General features: G+C 58.8%; 19 protein-coding genes and 1 pseudogene. 9 read left to right on the forward strand and 11 right to left on the reverse strand.

The features are described 5' to 3' along the window. The first annotated feature begins 36 nt into the window (after positions 1-36). Positions 37-756: a substrate-binding periplasmic protein gene (locus ACTG2W_RS07635; RefSeq protein ID WP_106842401.1), complete on the forward strand. Its 720-nt coding sequence runs from the start codon at positions 37-39 to the stop codon at positions 754-756. Positions 757-847: 91 nt separating this feature from the next. Here ACTG2W_RS07635 and ACTG2W_RS07640 read toward each other — a convergent pair whose 3' ends face one another. Then, positions 848-2,140, reverse strand: a complete 1,293-nt coding sequence (locus ACTG2W_RS07640) for an HAAAP family serine/threonine permease (RefSeq protein WP_005338498.1) — start codon at positions 2,138-2,140, stop codon at positions 848-850. Positions 2,141-2,638: 498 nt separating this feature from the next. Here ACTG2W_RS07640 and ACTG2W_RS07645 point away from each other — a divergent pair, with 498 nt between their 5' ends. Both ACTG2W_RS07645 and ACTG2W_RS07650 read left to right on the forward strand, forming a co-directional pair. Beyond that, positions 2,639-3,577: a LysR family transcriptional regulator gene (locus ACTG2W_RS07645; RefSeq protein ID WP_106842400.1), complete on the forward strand. Its 939-nt coding sequence runs from the start codon at positions 2,639-2,641 to the stop codon at positions 3,575-3,577. Between the two features lie 73 nt (positions 3,578-3,650). Beyond that, a complete protein-coding gene (locus ACTG2W_RS07650; protein ID WP_106842399.1) occupies positions 3,651-5,063 on the forward strand; it encodes an MATE family efflux transporter in 1,413 nt (470 codons plus the stop codon). A 93-nt stretch (positions 5,064-5,156) separates the two neighbouring features. Here the strand turns inward: ACTG2W_RS07650 and alsS are convergent, their stop codons facing one another. Next, a complete protein-coding gene (gene alsS / locus ACTG2W_RS07655; RefSeq protein ID WP_005338504.1) occupies positions 5,157-6,827 on the reverse strand; it encodes an acetolactate synthase AlsS in 1,671 nt (556 codons plus the stop codon). Between the two features lie 18 nt (positions 6,828-6,845). Beyond that, entirely contained in the window at positions 6,846-7,640 is a 795-nt protein-coding gene (gene budA / locus ACTG2W_RS07660) for an acetolactate decarboxylase (protein WP_005338506.1), read from the reverse strand. A 108-nt stretch (positions 7,641-7,748) separates the two neighbouring features. On the opposite strand from budA, the gene ACTG2W_RS07665 reads away from it, so the two are divergent. Next, positions 7,749-8,684 (forward strand): LysR family transcriptional regulator, encoded by a 936-nt coding sequence (locus tag ACTG2W_RS07665; protein ID WP_106842398.1) that lies wholly within the window; start codon positions 7,749-7,751, stop codon positions 8,682-8,684. 42 nt (positions 8,685-8,726) lie between these two features. On the opposite strand, the gene tyrS is transcribed toward ACTG2W_RS07665, so the two are convergent. Next, entirely contained in the window at positions 8,727-9,926 is a 1,200-nt protein-coding gene (gene tyrS / locus ACTG2W_RS07670; RefSeq protein WP_005347884.1) for a tyrosine--tRNA ligase, read from the reverse strand. A 109-nt stretch (positions 9,927-10,035) separates the two neighbouring features. Between tyrS and ACTG2W_RS07675 the strand changes: the two genes are divergently transcribed. Together ACTG2W_RS07675 and ACTG2W_RS07680 are read left to right on the forward strand one after the other, a co-directional pair. Then, the gene (locus ACTG2W_RS07675) at positions 10,036-11,361 is read left to right on the forward strand and encodes a peptidoglycan DD-metalloendopeptidase family protein (protein ID WP_005358749.1); all 1,326 of its coding nucleotides are present in this window, start codon (positions 10,036-10,038) and stop codon (positions 11,359-11,361) included. Between the two features lie 313 nt (positions 11,362-11,674). After that, entirely contained in the window at positions 11,675-12,796 is a 1,122-nt protein-coding gene (locus ACTG2W_RS07680) for an anhydro-N-acetylmuramic acid kinase (protein ID WP_106842397.1), read from the forward strand. Positions 12,797-12,818: 22 nt separating this feature from the next. Here ACTG2W_RS07680 and ACTG2W_RS07685 read toward each other — a convergent pair whose 3' ends face one another. Beyond that, positions 12,819-13,682, reverse strand: coding sequence for a hypothetical protein (locus ACTG2W_RS07685; protein WP_106842396.1), 864 nt, complete (start codon positions 13,680-13,682; stop codon positions 12,819-12,821). A 1,162-nt stretch (positions 13,683-14,844) separates the two neighbouring features. On the opposite strand from ACTG2W_RS07685, the gene ACTG2W_RS07690 reads away from it, so the two are divergent. Then, positions 14,845-16,110 carry a RidA family protein gene (locus ACTG2W_RS07690; RefSeq protein WP_106842395.1) on the forward strand — a complete coding sequence of 422 codons (1,266 nt, stop codon included), beginning with the start codon at positions 14,845-14,847 and terminating at the stop codon, positions 16,108-16,110. Between the two features lie 74 nt (positions 16,111-16,184). Here the strand turns inward: ACTG2W_RS07690 and ACTG2W_RS07695 are convergent, their stop codons facing one another. The 3 genes from ACTG2W_RS07695 to ACTG2W_RS07705 form a co-directional block, all read right to left on the reverse strand. Beyond that, positions 16,185-16,907 (reverse strand): PA1136 family autoinducer-binding transcriptional regulator, encoded by a 723-nt coding sequence (locus ACTG2W_RS07695; protein ID WP_106842394.1) that lies wholly within the window; start codon positions 16,905-16,907, stop codon positions 16,185-16,187. Further along, a complete protein-coding gene (gene hchA, locus ACTG2W_RS07700; protein ID WP_106842393.1) occupies positions 16,904-17,767 on the reverse strand; it encodes a glyoxalase III HchA in 864 nt (287 codons plus the stop codon). Before hchA ends, ACTG2W_RS07695 begins: the two co-directional genes overlap by 4 nt. Positions 17,768-17,912: 145 nt before the next feature. Next, a complete protein-coding gene (locus tag ACTG2W_RS07705) occupies positions 17,913-18,785 on the reverse strand; it encodes a LysR family transcriptional regulator (protein WP_042055160.1) in 873 nt (290 codons plus the stop codon). 135 nt (positions 18,786-18,920) lie between these two features. On the opposite strand from ACTG2W_RS07705, the gene ACTG2W_RS07710 reads away from it, so the two are divergent. Next, on the forward strand, positions 18,921-19,949 hold the full coding sequence (locus tag ACTG2W_RS07710) for an NAD(P)H-quinone oxidoreductase (RefSeq protein WP_106842392.1): 1,029 nt from the start codon (positions 18,921-18,923) through the stop codon (positions 19,947-19,949). A 205-nt stretch (positions 19,950-20,154) separates the two neighbouring features. Continuing rightward, positions 20,155-20,265, forward strand: a pseudogene (locus ACTG2W_RS07715) (RidA family protein); the annotation flags it as partial. Positions 20,266-20,424: 159 nt separating this feature from the next. Here ACTG2W_RS07715 and ACTG2W_RS07720 read toward each other — a convergent pair. The 3 genes from ACTG2W_RS07720 to tkt all read right to left on the reverse strand — a co-directional run bounded on the left by ACTG2W_RS07720 (position 20,425) and on the right by tkt (position 23,363). Then, positions 20,425-20,706 carry a hypothetical protein gene (locus tag ACTG2W_RS07720; protein ID WP_106842390.1) on the reverse strand — a complete coding sequence of 94 codons (282 nt, stop codon included), beginning with the start codon at positions 20,704-20,706 and terminating at the stop codon, positions 20,425-20,427. Further along, the gene (locus ACTG2W_RS07725; protein WP_146142103.1) at positions 20,706-21,074 is read right to left on the reverse strand and encodes a hypothetical protein; all 369 of its coding nucleotides are present in this window, start codon (positions 21,072-21,074) and stop codon (positions 20,706-20,708) included. The genes ACTG2W_RS07720 and ACTG2W_RS07725 overlap by 1 nt, the downstream gene beginning before the upstream one ends. A 297-nt stretch (positions 21,075-21,371) precedes the next feature. Next, a complete protein-coding gene (gene tkt / locus ACTG2W_RS07730) occupies positions 21,372-23,363 on the reverse strand; it encodes a transketolase (RefSeq protein ID WP_005338517.1) in 1,992 nt (663 codons plus the stop codon). Positions 23,364-23,469 lie beyond the last annotated feature (106 nt).

The following is a 23,469-nucleotide window of genomic DNA, read 5'->3' on the forward strand; positions in this document are numbered from 1 at the left end:
TCTTTAAGGGGTGTTTGACCACAAGGAGTTATCTCTATGAGCCTGAAATGGAAGCACCTCGCCCTGGCCACTCTTCCCTTGTTCGGCATGTCGGCCGCTCAGGCGGCGGTATTGACCAGCCTTGAATGGCCCCCTTACACCAGCGCCAGCCTCCCTGAACAGGGCAAGAGCAGTCGGGTGGTGACCGCAGCCTTTGCCCTGGCTGGCGACCCGCTGACCATCAAGTTCTATCCCTGGCAACGGGCCGTGGACGAGGCAACCAACAACCCCGAGGTACTGGGTTATTTCCCCGAGTATCTCGACCCCAAGAGCAGCTGCCTCTTCTCCGACCCCATAGGTAACGGCCCCCTCGGGTTTGCCCAGCGAGCCGATCAGCCGGTCAACTGGCAGAGCCTTGATGACCTCAAGGGCAAGAAAATCGGTGTCGTCACCGGCTATGTGAATACCACCGAGTTCGACGAAAAAGTGGCCAGCAAGGCACTCTCGGCCGACGCCACCAGCTCGGACAGCCAGAACCTGCTCAAGCTCGGCAACGGTCGGCTCGATCTGGCGGTCATCGACCAGAATGTGATGACCTATCTGCTGGAAAGCGATCCCCAACTCAAGGACGTTGCCGCCAACCTCGGCTTCAACGGCAAGATCCTCGAGGACAAGTCTCTCCACGTCTGCTTTACCAACTCAGCCAAGGGGAAAGAGGCGCGGGACAAATTCAACAAGGCACTGGCCAGTGACGAGGTGAAGAAGCTGATGAAGTAGCGATACCGCATCCGCTCGCCGCCCCAAACAGCCATAAAAAAAGCCGCCTCTTGCGAGGCGGCTTCTTCATTCAACTTGGTAACCGGCGTTATCAGGCAATCAGCTTGTAGATGATACCGGACATGGCGATCAGGCCGATGATGGTCACGAAGCCGTTGCTGATGTTGCCAGCGTATTTGCGCATGGCCGGAACCTTGGTGATGGCGTACATCGGCATCAGGAACAGCAGCATTGCGATGATCGGGCCGCCCAGGTCTTCAATCATGCCGAGGATGCTCGGGTTGATGGTAGCGATGGCCCAGGTGGTCAGGATCATGAACACGGCAGTGACTTTGTTCAGTTGCTTGGTGTCAACGTTCTTGCCCTTCTCGCGCAGCGCCTTGGCCATCAGGCCGTTCATGCCCTCTTGCGCACCCAGGTAGTGACCCAGGAAGGATTTGCTGATGGCAACCATGGCGATCAGCGGAGCCACAGTACCGATAACCGGGTTATCGAAGTGGTTGGCCAGGTAGGACAGGATGGAGATGTTCTGTTCTTTGGCAGCAGCCAGGTCAGCCGGGGAGAGGCTCAGTACGCAGCTGAATACGAAGAACATAACGGTCATCACCATCATGACGTGGGCGCCCAGCAGGATGTTGCTGCACTTCTTCTCGGCACCTTCACCGTAACGACCTTTGTTGTCCACCGCGAAGGAGGAGATGATCGGGGAGTGGTTGAAGGAGAACACCATTACCGGGATAGCCAGCCACAGGGTCTTGATAAAGTCACCGTTGAAGGCGTCGGACAGGGCCGGAGCTTCAGTGATGATGGCACCGTTCCAGTGCGGGATCAGGTAGAACGCCAGACCCATCAGGGTGAGCACGAACGGGAATACCAGCACGCTCATCGCTTTGACGATAACCTGGCCGCCCAGACGAACAACCGCCATCAGACCGAGGATCAGGGCCAGTGACAGAACGGCACGGGGAGGTGCAGACATGCCCAGCTGGTGAACAATCACGCTCTCGACGGTGTTGGTGATGGCGACTGAATACATCAGCACGATCGGGTAGATGGCAAAGAAGTAAAGCAGGGTGATGAATTTGCCTGCGGTCTTGCCGAAGTGCTCTTCTACTACTTCAGTGATGTCGCCATCACGGGTAGAGCCGGACAGCACGAAGCGGGTCAGACCACGGTGAGCAAAGAAAGTCAGCGGCAGCGCCAGGATCAACATGGCAACCAGCGGCCACAGGCCACCTACACCGGCGTTGATTGGCAGGAAGAGCACACCGGCACCGATCGCGGTACCGTACAGACCCAGCATCCAGACCACATCGGCCTTGTTGACGCCGCGGGAGGTGTTGCTGGCTAAACGACCATCAGCTGCAATATTCATGTCAGACATACGTTGTTCCTGTCATCTAGGAAAATGGGATTCTTGTTTGGTCGGGCCTTGGCCCGGTTCCATCTCCCTGGAACGCCTGCTGTCCGTCCTTGATATTAACCTCTCGCCCCCCGGCAACCTGGCCATCACTCCTTGTGACAACAGGATTGCAACAAACAACAGTGCGAGATTTTGACCCTGAGGGTCGGCACCCGTCTCACTTAACAACCGATTAACGTGCGCCACTCTTGATGGGCTGACTTTAATTAAATGCCCTTATTAATCACAGCGTTTTTTTGAATTAATCAACCAAAGTTTGATTTTGGTCGCCTTTCGGACGACCAAGATCACACTCAAAGCGCCTTATTGTGAGTTTTTTTTAACAATTCAACTTAGTTTCACTGGAATCAATGGCCTGCGATCAGCTACATATTTGCAACAAGCTACTCATTTAGCGCGGATTGTGTGCAGCACGGCCTTGGCGTACCCTTGTGACTCACGCCTTTTTGTTGATTGATGATGACCATTACCCGTACCGATCTCGCCGAACTGGCGGTATTTGCCGCCGTCGCCCGTCACCGCAGTTTCAGCAAGGCCGCCCTCGAACTCGGGGTCTCCGCCTCCGCCCTCAGCCACAGCCTGAAAGGGCTGGAAGCCCGTCTGGGGGTGCGGCTGCTCAACCGCAGTACCCGCGCCGTGGTGCCGACCGAAGCGGGCCAGCGGCTGCTCAAGCAGCTGCTCCCCACCCTCAATACCCTGGAAGAGGCGCTTTGGGAGCTGGCCCGCAACAGCGATGAACCGGTGGGAAGGCTCAAGCTCTGCGCCCCCCGCGGCGCCATCGACAGCCTGCTGGCTCCGGTACTCATCGACTATCTGGCCCGTTATCCGCGGATGCAGGTGGAGGTAGTGGAACAGGAGCTGATGCCCCGGCTGATTGAAGATGGTTACGATGCCGCGCTCTTTTATGGCGATCTGCTGCCCAAGGAGATGATCGGCATCCCCCTCGGCCCGCCCCATCGCTATCTGGTGGTGGGCTCCCCGGCCTATCTGGCTGAGCACGGCACGCCGGAGCACCCGAGCGAGCTGAGCCGCCACGCCTGCATCGGATATCGCCTCACCCCGCACCACCACTATCGCTGGGCCTTTGCCGCCGATGGCACCATGCTGGAGATCGAAGTGACCGGGCCGCTCACTACCAGCACCCCGGCCCTCTATCTGGGCGCAGCCGAGGCGGGGTTGGGACTGGCCTACTGTCTGGAAGAGGAGGTGAGCCAGAAGGTCGCGGAGGGGAAACTGCTCACCGTGCTGGAGCCCTGGTGCCCTACCTTTGCCGGCTTTTACCTCTTCTATCCCAGTCGGCATCAACTGGGCAGCGGCCTGCGCATCCTGATCGACATGCTCAAGGCGCACTACCAAAACCCCGGATTAGTGAGTAATACTCAGCAATTCATCAAGTGAAACCCTGATTATCACCAAATAAGTATTAATCTAGACTAGCTGTTCGATAATCGAACTCCCCGAGAGAACAGATATGTCTGCCTATTTAACACTGCGGCAACGGGCCATGACCCGTCGCTTCTGGGCTTACGCCCTCCCCTCCATTCTTGCCATGCTGGTCTCGGGGGCCTACTACCTCATCGACGGCATCTTCGTCGGCCACTATGTCGGTGCCGCTGGCCTCGCCGGGATCAACCTGGTCTATCCGGTCATCATGGTGCTGATCGGTCTGGCCGCCATGATCAGCATGGGGGCCGCCACCGCCATCTCCTTCCAGCAGGGGGCGAAAAACGACAAGCTGGCCCGTCAGGCGCTGGTCAACGCTCTCTGGCTGCTGGCCGGACTCGGGGGCGTTGCGCCGGTTCTGCTCTATTACACCCACACCGATATCCTGCTGGGGCTGGGAATTGAACAGGGCACCGAGACCTGGAAACAGGCGAGTGACTACCTCACCTGGATTGGTGGCGGTACCCTGCTGCTGGCCAGCAATCTGGCGGTCCCCTATCTGCTGCGCAACGATGGCCGCCCGAAACTGGCCATGGTGCTGGTGAGCAGCGGCGCCGTGCTCAATATCATCCTCAACTACATCATGGTGGGTCGGCTGGGGCTGGGATTGATCGGTACCGCGCAAGCCACCCTGATGGCAGAGGGTGCGGTGAGCCTGATCGGCCTTGGCTACTTCTTTACCCCCTGGGCGCGGCTGCGCCTCAGCTGGCGGGATCTGGTGCCCAACCTCCCCGCCATGCCGCACCTGCTCTTTACCGGTCTGCCAAGCCTGATTGCCCAGTTCAACCTCGGCCTGCTGCTGATGCTGCACAACAGCCAGCTGATGGTGTATGGCAATGTGAAGGATCTGGCGGGCTTTACCGTAGCCGGTTACACCGAAGCGGTCTTTATCGTCATTCTGCAGGGGCTGGCGTTCGGCATTCAGCCGCTCATCAGCAAGGCAGCAGGGGCCAAGCGCCATCGCAACCTCAAGTACCTGATGGAGATGGGGCTCAAGTTCACCTTTATCTACGGCATGCTGGTGTGGCTCACCATCCAGCTACTGCCGGGACAGGTCGCCATGCTCTATACCGGCGACAAGGATCCCGAACTGCTGGCCGCCGCCATCAGCAGCCTGACCCTCAACCTCGGCGCCATTCCGCTGGAGGGGATCATCATGTTCGGCATCGTGCTGCTGCAATCCATGGCACGTACCCGTCAGGCGCTGGTCATCTCCATCGCCAAAACCGTATTGCTGCTGCCGCTCATCTTCCTGCTGCCGCAACTGTGGGGCCGTGATGGGGTGCTGATGGCCCAGCCCGCGACCGTGCTGCTGCTCACCCTGCCGCTCTGCTGGCTGCTGTGGCGCGAGTGGCTGCGCCTGAAGATAGCCTGCGCACCAAAAAACAAGCGTCGCCCACAACCGGCCCGCGCACGCGCCGCCGTCCAGCTGGCCCGTTAAGGCCACCAATCCCGCAAAACAATAAAAAACCGGCATCCATTGATGCCGGTTTTTGCTATATGGGCGGGTCTGCTTGCGCTGTGCTGCCCCCACTTATGCCAATACTTCTGGCCTGAGCTGGGCCATCAGCCCCGGGTTGTCGGAGTAATCCACCGGGATCGCCACCACCGCAGGCCCCTCCACCGCCAGCGCGGCCCGCAGGGTGGCGCGCAACTCGTCTGCCGAGCGCACCGCAAACCCGGCCGCCCCGAACGATTCGGCATAGCGTTTGAAGTCGATGGGGCCAAAAGAGACGCCGGAGGTGCGGCAATACTTCTGCTGCTCCTGCATCGCGACCATGTTGTAGCCGTTATCGACCCAGATGATGTGAACGATATTGCTCTTGAGCCGCACCGCCGTCTCCAGCTCCATGCTCGACTGCATAAAGCTGCCATCCCCCGATACCGAGATCACCTTCTCACCCGGCCGTACCAGCGCCGCGCCGATAGCCCACGGCAGTGCCACCCCCATGGTCTGCTGACCGTTGGAGATCAGCACCTGACGGGCGCGGAAGCTGTAGAGGTAGCGGGCAATCCAGATATGGAAACTGCCCATGTCGACGCAGAGAGTCATGTCATCGCGCACCAGATCCTGCAGCTCGCGCACGATACGCAAGGGGTGAACCGGATTGCCGTGCAGATCGTCGGCCCGCATTGCCAGTCGCAGCCGCTGCTGGCGCACACCTTGCAGCAGCCGATCCACCTCGGGGGGGCGGATTTTCGGATTGCCCATGATGCGGGTCAGCTGCAACAGGTTGGCGCGGATCGACCCCACCAACTCGGCGGTCGGGCAGTAGCTGCTGTCGATATCGGCAGGCAGCACATCGATATGGAGGATGCGCCGCTCCCGATCGCCATTCCACAGCACGGGATCGTACTCGATGGGGCTGTAGCCGATGCAGATCACCAGATCGGCCCCTGCCAGCAGCTGATCCCCCGGTTGGTTGTTGAAGAGCCCCACCCGTCCGGCAAAGTCATCGAAGTGGCAGCTGTCCACCACCCCGGCGGCCTGATAGGTACCGGTCACCGGCAGCCGCGCCTTGTCGAGGAAGGCGCGCACTGCCTCGGCATTTTCCGGCCGGCTCGCCATCAGGCCGAGCAGCACCACCGGATTCTGGGCGTTGCGCAGCAGGGTCAATGCCTGCTCCATATTCTGCTCATCGGCGCAGCCCGGCTCCGGCACCTCGCGGGGCACCAGCACATTGCCCTGCACCGGCTTGTTGATGATGTCCATCGGCAGGCTGACAAACGCCGCCCCCGGCCGTCCCAGCTCGGCGGCGCGAAAAGCGTTGGCCATCACTTCCGAAATCGCCGCCCCGCTGTTGACCTGAGCGCTGAACTTGGTGACCGGACGGCAGAGGTTGACCGTATCCATGCTCTGATGAGTGAGCTTGAGGCCGTCGGCACGGCGCACGGCGCCGCCCAGCGCCACCATGGGGTCCCCCTCCGAGGTGGCGGTCGCCAGCCCGGTAATGAGGTTGGAGCAGCCGGGCCCCGAGGTGACCAGCGCCACCCCCGCCTTGCCGGTGAGGCGCCCCACGGCGGCCGCCATAAAGGCGGCGTTCGCCTCGTGGCGCACCACTATGGTCTCGATGGGGGAGTCCTCCAGCGCATCGAACACCCGGTCAATCTTGGCGCCGGGAATACCGAACACCTGCTTGACCCCTTGCGCCTCCAGATGACGAACCACCAACTCGGCACCGCACTTCCACTGTCTGTTTTCCATGATATTGCTCCTTGTCTATTAGCCTTCGGCGGCCTGAATGGCGCGATCGAGATCGGCAGGGTTGAGGTCGGCCTGCCGGAAAGCGGGATCCGATGGCAGGGCCAGATTGAGGTGACGCACCACAGAAAGCCGCAGGGTGCCGTGGGCCATGGTGTAGTCGAGCAGATGGCCGCCCCCCTTGCGATCGGCGGTGATCATGTGTTCGTGAAAGCCCGCCACATTGACCCCCTGCACGAACGGCGGGCAGCGAAAACCCACCAGGGTTCCCGCCACCGCGGCAAAGCGGAACAGCGGCTGCTGTTCGATGGCTTCCAGCATGGGGCGATAGGGGGGCTCCTGGCGCGGCACGGTGCGCACCTTGGCCGTTTCAAACTGGCCGTCGAGGCGCAGGGCGACAAAGACGTTGTCGGATCCCACCAGCCGATCCACCCACTGGTGGATCTCGTCACGGCTCAGGGGGTGATCGAAGCGACGCTCCAGACAGGGGCGAAAATGGGTCATCACCGCAAAGGGGGTCTTCTGATCGGCGCGGGCGGGACGGGCCGAGCCATCGGAGCGCAACTGGTGGATCTGGCGCTCGAAGGCGATCAGCTCGCCATCGAGGTGATTGAAGGTGCCGAGGCCAAAGTCGCCGTGGCGCAGCAGCTCGCTCATGGTGGTCTCCCCTTCGTAGACCCCCGCCAGCAGGGCGCTCATCAGGGAACTCTGGTAGATCTCGCCACCGTCATGCTGCCTGCGCCAGCGAGAAAACTGCTGGCTCACTTCGAGGGCACAGCTGCACCCGGCACTGTCAGATGTTGCAATATGTTCCATTCGGGTTTCACCTCCACCGTGAATCCTGTTAGCGTTCGGATCCAATGGTGACTTGGTTCACATTTCAACACCAATACGCTGATCCCATGACTTTGAGACTCAATCGATATGGAACTTCGTACGCTCCGCTACTTCATGGCCGTTGTTGAAAAGCAGAATTTCACCCGCGCAGCCGAATCACTCAACATGGCCCAGCCGCCGCTGAGCCAGCAGATCCGCAAGCTGGAGGAGACCCTGGGCACCCCGCTGCTGCACCGTTTGACCCGCAGTGTCGAGCTGACCGAGGCGGGCGAGAGCCTCTATCGGGATGCGGCGCAGATCCTGGCGCTGGCCGATGCGGCAAAACTGAAGGTAAAGCGGATTGCCCGGGGCGAGCAGGGGGCGCTGCGGATCGGCTTTGCCGGTTCCACCGTGCTCCACCCCGCGGTGCTGACCCTGCTGCACGACTATCGGGAGCGCTACCCCGAGGTGGCCCTCAGCCCGCAGGAGGGCACCATGCCGGCACTGGTGGAGGCGCTGCGCAACGATCGGCTGGATGCCGCCATCTTGCGGCTCCCCTGCCGGGGTAGCGAGGGCTTTGCCCATCACCTTATCGAGCAGGAGCCGCTGCTGATAGCCCTGCCGACCAGCCATCCCAAGGCCAAGCCGGGCCCCTTGCCACTGGCCAGCCTGAAGGACGAGAGTTTTATTCTGTTTCCCCACGCCATCGGGCCCGGGCTCTATGACGGCATCGTGGGCCTCTGCCGGGAGGCGGGGTTTGAGCCGATACTGGGGCCCGAATGCCCGCAGGTGATCTCTACCGTCGGCATGGTGCAGGCGGGCTTTGGCGTGACTCTGGTGCCCAGCTCGGTGGCGGCGCTGCGCCCGCTCGGGGTCAGTTATCACCCCATTGAGGGCAACGGCATGATGACCAGCATCAGTCTGGCGACACGGCCGCATCCAAGCAGTGCCGTGCTGCGGCACTTTATCGCTCAGATCCGTGCCGCCCAGATACAACAAGGCCTCCCGAAGGAGGCCCTGTTGAACAAGCTTGAACCGGTTTGATGGCCAGCTTGCCTGATGCGACGGCTTATTTGACGGTGCTGCTTATTTGACAGTCACGCGGGCAAACTTGCGCTTGCCGACCTGATAGACGGCGGTACCGGCACCGATGAGTGCCTTACCATCTTCCAGCTTCTCGCCATCCACCTTGACCGCGCCCTGCTTGATCATCCGCAGCGCTTCGGAGGTGGTGGCCACCAGATCGGCCTCTTTGAGCAGGTTGGCAATGGCCAGACCTTCGCCTTCCAGCGCCAGCTCGATTTCCGGCATCTCGTCCGGGATGGCGTTCTTGGAGAAGCGCTGGGTGAAATCTTCGTGGGCCGCTTCAGCCGCCGCTTCGTCGTGATAACGGGCGATGATCTCTTTGGCCAGCCAGATCTTCACGTCGCGCGGGTTGAGAGTACCGGCAGCGATGCCTGCCTTGAACTCTTCGATTTCAGCCAGCGGACGGAAGGAGAGCAGCTCGTAGTAGTTCCACATCAGATCGTCGGTGATGGACATGATCTTGCCGAACATCTCGCCCGGGGCGTCGTGGACGCCGATGTAGTTGCCTGCGGACTTGGACATCTTCTTGACGCCGTCCAGACCCACCAGCAGCGGCATCATCAGCACGCACTGGGTCGCCATGCCGGCATCTTTTTGCAGCTCGCGGCCCATCAGCAGGTTGAACTTCTGGTCGGTACCGCCCAGCTCAACGTCCGCCTTCAGCGCGACCGAGTCATAGCCTTGCAGCAGCGGATAGAGGAATTCGTGAATCGCGATGGATTGGCCGCCGGTGTAGCGCTTTTTAAAGTCGTCGCGCTCCATCATGCGGGCCACGGTCTGCTTGGCCGCCAGCTTGATCATGCCGGTCGCACCCAGCTCGCTCAGCCAGGTCGAGTTGTACTCGATGCGGGTCTTGGCCGGGTCGAGGATCTTGAACGCCTGCTCGGCATAGGTGAGGGCGTTGTGCTTGATGGCCTCTTCGGAGAGCGGCGGACGGGTGGCGTTCTTGCCGGAGGGATCTCCCACCATGGCAGTGAAGTCACCGATCAGCAGGATCACTTCATGGCCCAGATCCTGGAAGGTCTTCAGCTTGTTGAGGATCACGGTATGACCCAGGTGAATGTCGGGGGCGGTCGGGTCCATGCCCAACTTGATGCGCAGCGGGCGCCCTTCCTTCAACTTGGCGACAAGTTCTTCTTCAACCAGAATTTCTTCCGCTCCGCGCTTGATCTCGGCTAGCGCCACCTCGAGCTGGGACATTTTTTGACTCTCCATCACGATTCCACAGGGCCAAACATATTACTGGAATGGCGGGCCAATTGGAAAGGCTGTAAAATCCGTCCATTCTGCCCGACTTCATCTGCTTCTCATGGTTATTTGGCACGCCTTCAACGCACTCCCCCACTGGCACCGCAAGATGGTGCTGATCTTGAGCATCATGATCATGATGCTGGCTGCCTGGCCAAGCGAACAGGCAGTAGCAACACGGGTCGATGAAAACGGCAACGAAATTGCCCTGCGGGAACCGGCTAACGACAACGCGCTGAACGACGAGCTGCCGGCCGAGGCCGCCCAGCCCGTTACCCCGCCCAAGCCGCGCTATATCACCAAGCAGGTGAAGGTACGCCGTGGCGACAACATGGGAGTCATCTTCCAGCGCATTGGCCTGAGCACCACGGATCTGCACCTGATCGACCAGCTCGAGGGCAGCGATCCCCTGCGCATGTTGCAACCGGGGCAGGAGCTCACCTTCAAGCTGACCGAAGATGGCCAGTTGCACAGCCTCTATTACCCCCACAGTCTGGAGCAGGCGCTCAAGGTGAGCCGCAAGGAGGAGACCTTTGTCGCTCGCAACGTCAAGATCGCCCTCGACACCCGCGAACAGGTGAGCAAGGGCGAGATCCGTTCCAGTTTCTGGGGCGCCGCGGTGGATGCGGGGATGACCGAAGATCAGATCATGGACTTGGCCGCCATCTTCGGCTGGGACATCGACTTTGCCCAGGACTTGCAGCCGGGTGACAGCTTCCGGGTGGTCTATGAAGACAAGTTCCGCGACGACGAGCGGGTCGCCTCCGGCGATATTCTGGCGGCGGAGTTCGTCAACCAGGGCACCGCCTACCGCGCCGTGCTCAATGAAGATGGCAACTACTACACCCCGGAAGGGAAGGCGATGCGCAAGAGCTTCCTGCGCGCGCCGGTCAACTTCAAATACATCAGCTCCAACTTCAACCCGCGCCGCCTCCATCCGGTGACCGGCAAGATCCGCCCCCATAACGGCATCGACTATGTGGCGCCGGTGGGAACCCCCATCATGGCGGCGGGCTCAGGCAGCGTGGTGGCCGCCGGTTACAACCAGTTCAACGGCAACTACGTCTTTATCAAACATGCCGGCAACTATGTGACCAAGTACCTGCACCTCTCCAAGCGCACCGTCAACAAGGGGCAGCGGGTGAAGCAGGGGCAGACCATCGGCACTCTGGGTGGCACCGGCCGAGTCACCGGCCCGCACCTGCACTACGAATTCGTGGTGGGCGGCATTCACAAGAACCCGCGCACCCTCACCCTGCCGCAGGCAGAGACCCTGAGCGGACGCGAGCTGGCCAACTTTAAAAAGCTGGCGATGCCGCAACTGGCCAAACTCGACAACCCCGAGCTGCAGCTAGCCCAGAACAAGCGGGATAGTCGCGGCAACTAAGCCATCAGGGCTGGCAGGGTGAAGGCCCTGCCAGCCCCTTTTATTGAACCCGCGCCAGGAAACCAGATTGAAATGAGTCCACTTTCGGACATAAGATGAGATGGAACACCGGGAGCGGCATGTGGCACGGAAGTAAGGGCTTATCTATCCTGTCTCTCTCACTCTTTTTCCGGTCCGCATTGAGGATGCAACATGGTTGAGCGTTATATCGGTCTGATGTCAAAGACCACGCTATGTGGCATGGGATGAAAGCCGTACCCCTCTTCACCCTCTCTGCACACCGCATTTTCAAGCAGCAATGTAAGGAGACACCATGGCTGAGCGCTATATCGGTCTGATGTCGGGAACCAGCATGGACGGCATTGATGCCGTGCTGGTGATGATCGCCGGGGATGAACTGCGGGTCGAAGCGGCGCTTTGTCACCCCTGGCCGCAAGAGACCGCACGCACGCTGCATGCCCTCTGCACCCCGGGCGACAATGAAATCGACCGCATGGGGGTGGCCGATAATCTGGTGGCGCGAGAGTTTGCCGCCGCCACCCACGCGCTGCTGGCCAAGGCGAAGCTTGAGCCCAAAGATATTCGCGCCATCGGCAGCCACGGCCAGACTATCCGCCATCGCCCCCAGCTTGGCTTTACCCTGCAGATCGGCAACGCCGCCCTGCTGGCCGCCCTGAACGGCATCGACGTTATCGCCGATTTTCGCACCATGGATATGGCCCTCGGTGGTCAGGGGGCGCCACTGGTGCCCGCCTTCCATCAGGCGCTGTTTGCCAAACCCGGCGCCCTGCGAGTGGTACTGAACCTCGGCGGCATCGCCAATATCTCGGTGCTGCCGGGCAATCCGGGCGGGGTATATGGTTTTGATACCGGCCCGGCCAACACCCTGCTCGATGGCTGGTATCGCCGCCATCAGCCCCACGGCGGCAGCTATGACGCCGGTGGCAAATGGGCCGCCAGTGGCAAGCCCATCCCGGCCCTGCTGGAGAAGCTGCTGGCTCACCCCTACTTCGCCGCACCCGCCCCCAAGAGCACCGGACGGGAGATGTTTACCCTCGATTGGCTCGATGGGGAGCTGGCAGGTACTTCATACGCCCCCGTGGATGTGCAGCGCACCCTGCAGGCGCTCACCTGCCACAGCATCGCCCGCCAACTGCCCGCTCGGCCCGAATCAGTCGGTGCCAGCCAGCCGAAAGCCGAGCTGTTTGTCTGCGGCGGCGGTGCCCATAACGCCCCCTTGCTGAAGGAGCTGGCCAGCCTGCTGCCTGCATGGCGCATCGCCAGCACTGCCGAGCTGGGCCTTGCCCCCGACTGGGTGGAAGGCGCAGCCTTTGCCTGGCTGGCCATGTGCTTTGTCCACCGCAAGCCGGGCAACCTGCCCGCCGTCACCGGCGCCAGCCGTCCGGCTGTGCTGGGTGCGCTTTATCCCGCCTGAGTGATGACAAGGGGGCTGCAGATCAGTGTGCCCCCTTGAACAGACGCACAACCTGTTGCCGGATCGGTGCAAACAGCGGGGGCTTTGGCGGCTCCAGATTGATATGGCGCCGCCCGGCACGAGTTTCACAGCGAAGCAGATTCTGGATGTAGTGGTGGTGGGATCGATGGATCAGCTGTGAAGCCTGATACGCCCACTGTCTGGGAACGCCCCACAGAGTGCTGGCAATCGCCCCGACGATGCAGAAGAAAGCGGGCTCCTGAATTCCCATCCGGCTGGCATTCTCCAGCGCCTCCTTGAGCGAGTTGGAGTGGGCAATACAGGTCATGATATTGACCATGAAGGCGTCGTAATCATCCTTGCCAACACGCGCCGTCAGGGTCGCCGCGGGCTGATAACCAAACTGATGGCCGATATTTTCCAACACCGTATTACGCTGGCGGATCACCTTGCCATAAAACATCAGCATCACCATGCAGTCGATCGCCTTGCACAACGCCTCGTAGTGGGAATGGCTCTTCTTGGGACGCGGCGCCGTGGCAAGGGCCAGCTCTTCAGAGATAGCCAGCAGTCCCACAGGCACGGCGGTGCTGACAAAAGAGAGATCAATCGACAGCTCCAGCCCCTCCTCCCCTTCCATGCGGGCCACAATCACATGTTCGCCAAACAGCCGACGCTGGCGCTCGATAAAGGCGCCAAAGACCAGATCACGAAACTGCTTTTGCGGATAAGGGGTATCGAGCAGGCTCTCGATGGTCATGATGGCGGCGGATACCCGGCCGCGCAGTCGGTAATCGGCAGGAATGGGAAAGCTCTTTCCCAGGCGAGGAGGTAACCGCTGCCCAGATGTTTGACAATACATATCGCCCAGAACGAAACCCAGCATAAATCCTCCACAGTCAGGTAATGATGATCGCGACGCGATCTCGCTTGCCAATCCTGGGCAATGGCCTGCCGGTGCATCGATGCTTTCCGTCAGGACTCCTTGATTACCTTATTAATCATACGATTAATAGCGAGTGAAAAAAGCGACCTGACTCGCAATCACGCCACCAATTAACAGTTTCATCAAGAAACCATAAGAAGCGGTCGATAAATCCATTTTTTGACGCATTTCCTTTTAAAAACAATATATTAAACTTTATTTCTGCGAAATCACCTGAGCTGTTCCCGAGCCCTGAAAACCATCCCTATCATCACAACCAGCCACAGATAAGAGGGAGATCAGACAAAGCCGCAAAAAAGTGGAAAAATCGACGACGCGGGGCAACCCCCCCCATCAGGGGATGCAACCGTCGTGAAGATAAGCGGATTGCCACCACCTCCCCTTCCTCATCCAGCACCACAGCGCCCGCACACCGTCACGACAACGCCAACGCCAACGCCATGCTCCTCACTCCTGTGCAGCAGGGGCAGATCCGCCGTGCAAATTCATGGCATAGAATTTTATGGCGTTAATAACAGATCCCGGCTGCCAGCAAGGTGTCATCGAGTATGCCGGAATCAGCATTAACAGAGAGGAATGCAAAAGCCGTGAATTATATTCCAGAGGTATCTTTAATAAGGTGGATATGCATATTAACGGGAATTTTCATAGCCCCTTAAAAGAGCTAAAAACATATATCCATGCACCATAATATGCATTATTTGCACATCGGCGCATAATATTAACCCTTTATTCACATGCCAATATCCTGAAGAGGAGGTGAGCAAACCCAGTCAGGGCAAGGCTGTCCGCCGGTTCGGCACCATTTGCGCACAAATTGGCTCCTATTTCGGGTGAATTGAATAGCAATATGCTTAAATTTGCGCCCATTGAGCCATCTCATAGAAATGCAATCAGCGGTTTGCAACCCCTGATAGCCACTCATAGAATCGCAGCGTCTGAAATATCTACCCTGTCCTCTTCTCCCTTATTCCTCTCAGTAATTGAGTGGATCACAAATAATAACCGGGGATGCCGCCGCTGGCGCAGTGGCCGTGGCGTACAACAAGATGGGGTAAACCTGTACCTGAATGAACAACAAATATTAAAAAGAGGCATATCTATGAGTGGCACCATCATCAAGTCGGCAAGAAATACCCCCCATGCACCCCAGGATCTGGGCCCCTGCACCCAAACGGTGGCGTTTTCTCATTACAACAATATCTCCGCCCAGCTGCCGGTCGATCCCGCCACCGGCAAGATGGTGAGTGGCGATGTCACTGCGCAGGCCAGACAGTGCCTGAGCAACCTCAAGGCAATCATCGAGAGCATCGGCCATGTGATGGACGATATGGTCAAAGCGACCATCTTCCTGAAAGAGATGGCCGATCTGGAGGCGGTCAACGCCGTCTATCGCGAATTCTTCCCGGGCTATCTGCCGACCCGCACCACCCTTGCCGTCGCCGCTCTGCCGCTGGGCGCGCTGGTGCAGATCGATGCCATCATCTCCAACGGCGAAGGTACCTTCCCACAAGATCCTTGCCCGCTGGTGAAACTCGCCCGCAATAGCGACAAGGTGCCACACAATCCGCTCTCCACCCATACCGTGGCCTTCTCCCACTACAACAATATCGGCGCCCAGCTGCCGGTCGATGCGGCCTCGGGCCAGCTGGTCGCCGGTGGCATCAAGGAGCAGGCGGGCCAGTGCCTGCGCAATATCAAGGCGGTGCTGGAGAGCATCGACGTGCCATTTGACGATATCGTCAAGGTCACCGTCTATCTGGCCGATCTGGCCGATCTGGAAGCCGTCAACGAGGTCTACACCACCTTCTTCCCCGACTCCGCCATCGCCCGCGCCGTGGCCTATCTGCCTGCCCGCTCTGTGGTCAGTGCCGCCGCCCTGCCCATGGGGGCGCTAGTGCAAATGGATGCGGTCATCTCCCACGGTGACGGCACCCCGCCGCAACTGGTGGAAGACAGACACAATCTGGTGATCCGTGCCCGCAATACCGACAAAGCGCCGAGAAGCCCGCTGCACACCCAGACCGTCGCCTTCTCCCACTACAACCATCTCTCTGCCCAACTGCCGATAGACCCCGCCACCGGCAAGATCCTGGCTGGCTGCATCAAGGAGCAGACCGCCCAGTGCCTGAGCAATATCAAGGCGATTGTGGAGAGCATCGGCCATGTGATGGACGATATCGTCAAGGTCAATATCCAGCTCGGCAATATCGCGGACCTGGATGCGGTCAACGCCGTCTACACCAAATATTTCCCGGGTTATCTGCCTGCCCGCACCGTATTCGGGGTAAGCGAACTGCCCGCTGGCGCCCTGGTGCAAATCGATGCGGTGATGTCCAACGCCGAAAGCACCCCGCCGCAGGCGTAAGGGTTACGCTCAATAAAAAATGAGACCGGCTGATGGCCGGTCTCTTTTTACATGCCTGACAAAGGGATGACTCCTCAACCCTCGATATCGCGGTTCCTGATCGCCACTCTGACCGCCTCTGCGGTAGTGGCCACCCCCAGTCGACGGCGAGCACTGCGCAGATGGTTCTCGACCGTGCGCACCGAGAGTTTCAGGGTGGTGGCGATATCGGCATGGCGCCAACCCCGGGAGACCCACTCCAGCACTTCGCGCTCGCGCCCAGTGAGGCCACGCTCGTGACCCGCTACCGGCATCTCCATCAGGCGACGAGCTGCATGAAAAGCCGCCGCCGCGATCAGCGCAAGGCCAACCCGAGTGTGGGCACTGGCATCGATCTGATCGCCGCCAAAGCTCATCGCCCCTTCCAGTCCCAACGGCCCATAGACGGGAACCTGCAAGCCATGTCGGCCAGGCCCCTCAGGCTGGCGAACGATACGGTACTGCTCGCCAGCAGCGCCAACCGTTTTGCTCCAGAAGAAGGGCTGGTCTCGCTCCCTGATATGCATCGCCATCGGGCACTCGCGCATATAGGCATGCAGGTCGACCGCCTCGCCGCTCTCCAGCCACTCCCCCTCCAGCCAGTAGAGATGCTCGACCACCCCCTCCTCGCTGGCACTGATGGAGAAGAGCGCAAAGCGGTGATACCCCAGCGGGGTGGCAAAGGCGCGCACCAGTTGCTGGATCTCCTCCAGCCGCTGACACCCTTCCAGCGCCACCGCGATCTGCAACGCATTCGCTGGCGATGACGACAACCTCATCGCTTGGCAACCGCCTCCAGCAAGGTGGTAGCGGCCAGCTTGCCGAGGTTATTGCCCGCCAGCGGGCTGTCACCGGTCAGCAGATTGCGATCCCGGCACACCTCTCCCGAGATGCCGTTGTTGACGATCTCAAAGCCAATCTCTTTGAGCTTCTCGCCAAACTTCCAGGTGAGGTGGCCAGGCATATAGCCAATTGCCGGGGTCTGGGCATCCAGCTCATCGGGAAAAGCGCAGATCTTGTAGCCCGCGAAGGTCTCTGGATTGGCCACCGCCAGCAGCGCAGCAGGCCCGTGACAGAGGGAGATGATGAAGCGATCGTTGGCCATCGCCCACTCCAGCAGCGCTTTTACCTCGGCACTCTCCGGCAGCCCCATCAGGGCGCCGTGGCCGCCGGGAATAAAGACGCCGATATAGTCCGAGTTGGCGGCCAGCGCCTCTTTCAGCAGATCGGCCAGCTTGGCCGGTTGGCGGAACTGCGCCTGATATTTGGCATAGAGGCCCAGCACCTCTTCATCTTCACCGGGCATGGCCCACCACTCGAACTTGACCGGATTGCCGGAGAGGGTGGCCACATCAAAGGCAAAGCCCGCCTTGTCGAGGTGATACATGGGCAGCAGGGTTTCGACCGGATGGTTGCCGGTGGAAAACAGGGTGCCGTTGTCGGTGGGCAGATAACGCTCATCGGCCCCGATCAGCAGGATCTTCCAGCGCCCCTCCCGATAGGGAGCGGGATAGTCAGCCCCGGCAAGGTCAGATTTGCGCGAGGTGAACTGGCTCAGGGAGTAGGGCGATGGGAAGAAGGCATTCTGCTCTGCCGGATCCGGGGTCGGTTGTTTATCGTCAACAAGCATATCGGTCATGGGTCAGGCTCCAGTAGTGGTGGACTCGGTCTCACAGTATTGACTGTCAGAGACCAAGTAAATGAGGGTTTTCCCTCAACCGCTATGACTATGGCAAGAGGTGTGACCACGCTGCGACAAAACCTGAACAGAATCCCCGCCAGACTTAGGCCATCGCGGCAAATGCCCTGACGATGGCATCCATGACCGCCCTGACCCGCGCGGCATGCTGCACATCCTGATGGGTCACCAGCCAGACATCGTAGGATTGCTGTAACTGCCGCTCGGGCCAGACCCGCACCAACCCGGCTTGCTCGGCAAGCGGAACCGCTACCTCGCCAAGCCCCAACCCCATCAACAGGGCCTGACGCAGCATCAGGCTGGTATTGACCCCCGCGGCGACCGTGGCCCCCTCGGCCGCCTCTTCGAGCATCATTGGCGAGCGAGCGCTCTGCCAGTGGGGCTCATACACCACCAGCGAATGGCCCGCAAAACCGGTGCCCGCTTCGGGAATGCCATGGCGAGCCAGATAGTCGGCGGAGGCATACAACCCGACCGGCCAGGAGGCCAGCTTGCGGATAATCAGGTCAGGATTGTCCGGCTTCACCGTCCGGATCGCGATATCCGCTTCCCGCAGGGACAGATTGACCACCTGGGTCGAGGTATTGAGGATGACCCTGATATCGGGATAACGCTGATGCAGCTCGGTCAGGGCCGGTATCAGAAAATCCATCCCCAGGGTGTCTGTGGTCGCCACGCTGACCTCACCGACCAGACGGTTGTCGACCCCTTGCGCCGCCCGCACAAAATCAATGGCCGCCAGCTCCATCTGCTGGGCGCTGGCCAGCACTATCTCTCCGACATGAGTCAGCACATACCCTTTGGATGTACGGAGAAACAGCGTGGCCGCCAGACGATGCTCCAGTGCGGCAATCCGTCTGCCAATGGTGGCCTGATCGACCCCGACCACACGGGCGGCGCCTCGCAGGCTCCCTTCCCGATGCAACGCCAGAAAAATTTTCGCATCATCCCAGTTCATCACGACTCCCGGTTGAAATGCATTTTTGCATTACAGATAAGGGATAATACTGCGTTTATTCATCAGTAATCTCCACTATCTTGGTGCTCATCCCATCCGGGGAACCGCATATCACCTCGTTACAAGGAGCCGCTGATGCATAACGCCTATTCCATTCCCGCCACCATGAGCGCGGTAGAGATTACCCAGCCCGGTGGCCCCGATGTCTTGCAACTGACCACCCGCGCCACACCAGCGCCCAAGCCCGATGAGGTCTTGATCCGGCACTATGCGACCGGCATCAATGGGCCGGATGTGATGCAGCGCAAAGGGCTCTACCCGCCTCCGGCAGGAGCATCGGATATTCCCGGGCTGGAGGTTGCTGGGGTCGTGGTCGCCAAGGGGGAGCTGGTGACCCATCTCAAGGTTGGCGACAAGGTAGCCGCGCTGATTTCGGGTGGCGGCTATGCCGAGTACAGCGTCGCCCACCAGAGCAATGTCCTGCCCCTGCCGCCCGGATTGAGCTTTGTCGAAGCCGCGGCGCTGCCGGAAACCTTTATGACGGTCTGGTCAAATATGTTTGAACGGGGTCAGTTTAAAAAGGGAGACATTATCTTGATCCATGGCGGTGCCTCCGGCATCGGCACGACCGCCACCATGCTGGCCAAGGCATTTGGCGCCGCCAAAATCATCACCACGGTCGGCTCACCCGAGCAGCAGGCCGCCAGCATCAAGCTGGGCGCGGATGTGGCCGTGCTCTACAAGGAGGAAGATTTTGTCGAGGCCGTGCATGCCGCCACCGATGGCCATGGCGCCGACATCATTCTCGATATCATTGGCGGGGAGTATGTCGCGCGCAACTATGCGGCGGCCGCCATCAATGGCCGCATAGTCCAGATCGGCATTATTGCGGGCGCCGCCCCCAATCTGGATCTGTTTCCCATGCTGCAAAAGCGGCTGACCCATATCGGCTCTACCCTGCGCTCGCGTACTCCGCAGGAAAAAGCCGATCTGATCGCCCAGCTGCAAACTCATGTCTGGCCATTTATCGAAAGGGGCGAGGTCAAACCACAGGTTTACCAGACCTTCCCGCTGCATGAGGCCGCCGCCGCCCACCATTTGCTGGATTCAGGCCGCCATATCGGCAAGCTGGTATTAACCATGGCGCCGTTGTCGTCAGATTGATAAAGCCCATCGTGAAGCAGGCCGAGGTGGGATGTGGCGATGTCCAGTGCTGAAAGCACCCCGCCGCAGGGGTAAGTGTTGTGCTCAATAAAAAGTGACCGGCTATATGCCGGTCTCTTTTTTAGGTAACAGGAAGGGCATTATTTTTATGGCACCGTCTAAAAGAACGCGATCGTCCGATTACGCTTCGCTAATCGAACCTACGAGCTATCTGCCTGCCCGCACCGTATTCGGAGTCAGCGAACTGCCCGCTGGTGCCCTGGTACAAATTGATGCTGTGATGTCCAACGCAGAAAGCACCCCGCCGCAGGCGTAAGGTTTGTTGAAATAAAAAAGAGACCGGCCATATACCGGTCTCTTTTTTGGTAACAGGAAGGGATATTATTTTTATGGCATCGTCTTAAAGAATGCGAACGTCAGATTACGCTTCGCTAATCGAACCTACGAGTTCACGCCATATAAAAATCATAATATCTTATCGATTCCAAAAATTTTGGATATGTTTTGCCACTTCATCAGATAAATTATACCAATATGCTTCATTGTTCACTGTATTTATAACAACGAGTGAATCATTAGAATCCATCTTAACCCGAAGTCTTTTCGCCGCCTCTTCAGCGGATAGAGTGGAGTTAACGTACCACAATGACCGCTGTACGGAAGCCCAATCGCCTAATGATTTAATTTCATCAATCAAATTTGTATAGTCTTGATTTGGAGCATATAAATCATAAGATATGAATAAATTATTTGCCATTATGAATCACCCCTAACTTGAGAAGTTGATACTTTTTCATGACTTTTAGCTGAGTGCGGTGTATCTTTTCCATCAACACCACCAAACAAGTGTTTATCTGAAGTTGATGTTAGAACCGTCCGCCCTAAATCACCCCATTTTTCCATTTCACTCATCACTCCTCTTGTAACAGATTTCGCATCAACTCGAATATCCATCAAAAGCTCTTTTGTTTCCTTGTTAACGCTATCAGACTCTTTTTTTAGGTGCAATGTTAGCCAAATTGCAAACCCACCTAATACAAGAGAGGCCACACCCGTAATAAGTGATATAACCTCGATCAATGTAAAGCTAAAGGTAATCACTTCAGCGCCACCAGCTTGGTCCATAATATATCCACCACAAACAAATCTACGCTATTATAACCTTTTCAAAACAAAAATTAAACCCATATAAAAGCACAATAAAATCAGTTGGAAAACTAAAGAAACCCCACAAAAAACTTTCAAAAAAATAATGTTAGTCCCTGCTGGAATAATTAGTTATTAATAAAATTAAAATTTTATATACATGCAGCTAAAAATAGATAGACTGGCTAATCACGTAAAAAATAAAATTTTTAACTATTAATAAAAAAGCGCCTCCCTAGGGAGGCGCTTTTCAGTTCTATACAAAGCAATTAGCTATTACAGGGACTCTGCGGTCGCAACCACGTTTTCCACGGTAAAGCCGAATTCCTTGAACAGCAGCTCGGCCGGTGCGGACTCACCGAAGGTGGTCATACCGATGATCTTGCCGCCGAAACCGACGTACTTGTACCAGTAGTCAGCGATGCCAGCTTCGATGGCCACACGCTTGGTGACGGAAGACGGCAGGACGGACTCTTTGTACTCGGCAGACTGGGCGTCGAACACGTCGGTAGACGGCAGAGAGACCACGCGCACGGCACGGCCCTTGGCAGTCAGCTGCTCATAGGCGGCAACAGCCAGTTCCACTTCGGAACCGGTGGCGATCAGGATCAGCTCCGGAGTACCGGCGCAATCCTTCAGCACGTAGCCACCCTTGGCGGTATCGGCCAGCTGCTGGGCAGTACGGTCCATCTGGGCCAGGTTCTGACGAGAGAAGATCAGAGAGGTCGGGCCGTCGGTACGCTCGATGGCGTGTTTCCAGGCGATGGCGGATTCAACCTGGTCACACGGACGCCAGGTGCTCATGTTCGGAGTCAGACGCAGGGAGGCGATCTGCTCAACCGGCTGGTGAGTCGGGCCATCTTCACCCAGACCGATGGAGTCGTGGGTGTAAACGAAGATAGCGCGCTGCTTCATCAGGGCGGCCATGCGCAGGGCGTTGCGGGCATACTCCATAAACATCAGGAAGGTAGCGCCGTAGGGGATGAAACCACCGTGCAGGGCGATACCGTTCATGATGGCGGACATGCCGAACTCGCGTACACCGTAGTGGATGTAGTTGCCGGAGGCATCGTCGTTGGTCAGAGACTTGGAGCCGGACCACATGGTCAGGTTGGACGGAGCCAGGTCAGCGGAGCCACCCATGAACTCCGGCAGCAGCTTGCCGAAGGCTTCCAGAGAGTTCTGGGACGCTTTACGGGTTGCGATCTTGGCCGGGTTGGCTTGCAGGGTTTCGATGATCTTGGCGGATTCAGCAGCCCAGTTGGCCGGCAGTTCGCCAGCGGTGCGGCGCTTGAATTCGGCAGCCAGAGTCGGGTGAGCGGCTTCATAGGCGGCGAACTTGGCAGCCCAGTCGGCTTCCAGTGCAGCACCCTTCTCCTGAGCGTTCCACTCGGCAGCGATATCGGCCGGGATAACGAACGGCGCGTGGTCCCACTTCAGGAAGGCGCGAGCAGCGGCGATCTCGTCGTTGCCCAGCGGTGAGCCGTGGCAGTCGTGAGAACCGGATTTGTTCGGGGAGCCGTAACCGATGATGGTGCGGCAGCAGATCAGAGTCGGCTTGCCAGTCTCGGCCTTGGCGGCTTCGATGGCGGCATTGATGGCTTCCGGGCTGTGACCGTCAACAGCCGGGATAACGTGCCAGCCGTAGGCTTCGAAACGCTTGACGGTGTCGTCGGTGAACCAGCCTTCTACGTGACCGTCGATGGAGATACCGTTGTCATCCCAGAACGCGATCAGTTTGCCCAGTTGCAGGGTACCTGCCAGAGAGCACGCTTCGTGGGAGATACCTTCCATCAGGCAGCCGTCGCCCATAAAGGCATAGGTGTAGTGGTCAACGATGTCGTGACCCGGCTGGTTGAACTGCTCAGCCATGGCTTTTTCGGCGATCGCCATACCAACGGCATTGGTGATGCCCTGACCCAGCGGGCCAGTGGTGGTTTCAACGCCCGGTGCATAGCCGTACTCCGGGTGACCCGGGGTGCGAGAGTGCAGTTGGCGGAAGTTTTTCAGATCGTCGATGGAGAGGTCATAACCGGAGAGGTGCAGCAGGGAGTACAGCAGCATGGAGCCGTGGCCGTTGGAGAGAATGAAACGGTCGCGGTCGGCCCACTTGGGGTTGTTCGGGTTATGTCTGAGGTGGCTACGCCACAGCACTTCGGCGATATCCGCCATTCCCATGGGGGCGCCCGGGTGACCGGAGTTGGCTTTTTGAACGGCATCCATACTCAATGCACGAATGGCATTGGCAAGCTCTTTACGAGAAGGCATCTGAATCTCCTGCGATTGCTTCATTTGATGGCCAAGATTAAGGCGCGTTATTGTCCCAGCAGGGCGCGCGGCGTGCAAATATTATCTGGATGAATAAAGTGGCTTT

It is taken from the genome of Aeromonas sp. 96A (genome assembly GCF_051919165.1).
Lineage (GTDB): Bacteria > Pseudomonadota > Gammaproteobacteria > Enterobacterales > Aeromonadaceae > Aeromonas > Aeromonas veronii.

Bases quoted from the DNA above. Each gene is read 5' to 3' on its own strand.
- ACTG2W_RS07710 (WP_106842392.1), top strand. From the start codon at position 18,921: ATGCATAACGCCTATTCCATTCCCGCCACCATGAGCGCGGTAGAGATT.
- ACTG2W_RS07685 (WP_106842396.1), bottom strand. From the start codon at position 13,682: ATGCTGGGTTTCGTTCTGGGCGATATGTATTGTCAAACATCTGGGCAG.
- ACTG2W_RS07680 (WP_106842397.1), top strand. From the start codon at position 11,675: ATGGCTGAGCGCTATATCGGTCTGATGTCGGGAACCAGCATGGACGGC.
- tyrS (WP_005347884.1), bottom strand. From the start codon at position 9,926: ATGTCCCAGCTCGAGGTGGCGCTAGCCGAGATCAAGCGCGGAGCGGAA.
- hchA (WP_106842393.1), bottom strand. From the start codon at position 17,767: ATGACCGATATGCTTGTTGACGATAAACAACCGACCCCGGATCCGGCA.
- ACTG2W_RS07665 (WP_106842398.1), top strand. From the start codon at position 7,749: ATGGAACTTCGTACGCTCCGCTACTTCATGGCCGTTGTTGAAAAGCAG.
- ACTG2W_RS07640 (WP_005338498.1), bottom strand. From the start codon at position 2,140: ATGTCTGACATGAATATTGCAGCTGATGGTCGTTTAGCCAGCAACACC.
- ACTG2W_RS07675 (WP_005358749.1), top strand. From the start codon at position 10,036: ATGGTTATTTGGCACGCCTTCAACGCACTCCCCCACTGGCACCGCAAG.
- budA (WP_005338506.1), bottom strand. From the start codon at position 7,640: ATGGAACATATTGCAACATCTGACAGTGCCGGGTGCAGCTGTGCCCTC.
- ACTG2W_RS07705 (WP_042055160.1), bottom strand. From the start codon at position 18,785: ATGAACTGGGATGATGCGAAAATTTTTCTGGCGTTGCATCGGGAAGGG.
- ACTG2W_RS07725 (WP_146142103.1), bottom strand. From the start codon at position 21,074: ATGGACCAAGCTGGTGGCGCTGAAGTGATTACCTTTAGCTTTACATTG.
- ACTG2W_RS07650 (WP_106842399.1), top strand. From the start codon at position 3,651: ATGTCTGCCTATTTAACACTGCGGCAACGGGCCATGACCCGTCGCTTC.
- ACTG2W_RS07645 (WP_106842400.1), top strand. From the start codon at position 2,639: ATGACCATTACCCGTACCGATCTCGCCGAACTGGCGGTATTTGCCGCC.
- ACTG2W_RS07635 (WP_106842401.1), top strand. From the start codon at position 37: ATGAGCCTGAAATGGAAGCACCTCGCCCTGGCCACTCTTCCCTTGTTC.
- tkt (WP_005338517.1), bottom strand. From the start codon at position 23,363: ATGCCTTCTCGTAAAGAGCTTGCCAATGCCATTCGTGCATTGAGTATG.
- ACTG2W_RS07690 (WP_106842395.1), top strand. From the start codon at position 14,845: ATGAGTGGCACCATCATCAAGTCGGCAAGAAATACCCCCCATGCACCC.
- alsS (WP_005338504.1), bottom strand. From the start codon at position 6,827: ATGGAAAACAGACAGTGGAAGTGCGGTGCCGAGTTGGTGGTTCGTCAT.
- ACTG2W_RS07720 (WP_106842390.1), bottom strand. From the start codon at position 20,706: ATGGCAAATAATTTATTCATATCTTATGATTTATATGCTCCAAATCAA.
- ACTG2W_RS07695 (WP_106842394.1), bottom strand. From the start codon at position 16,907: ATGAGGTTGTCGTCATCGCCAGCGAATGCGTTGCAGATCGCGGTGGCG.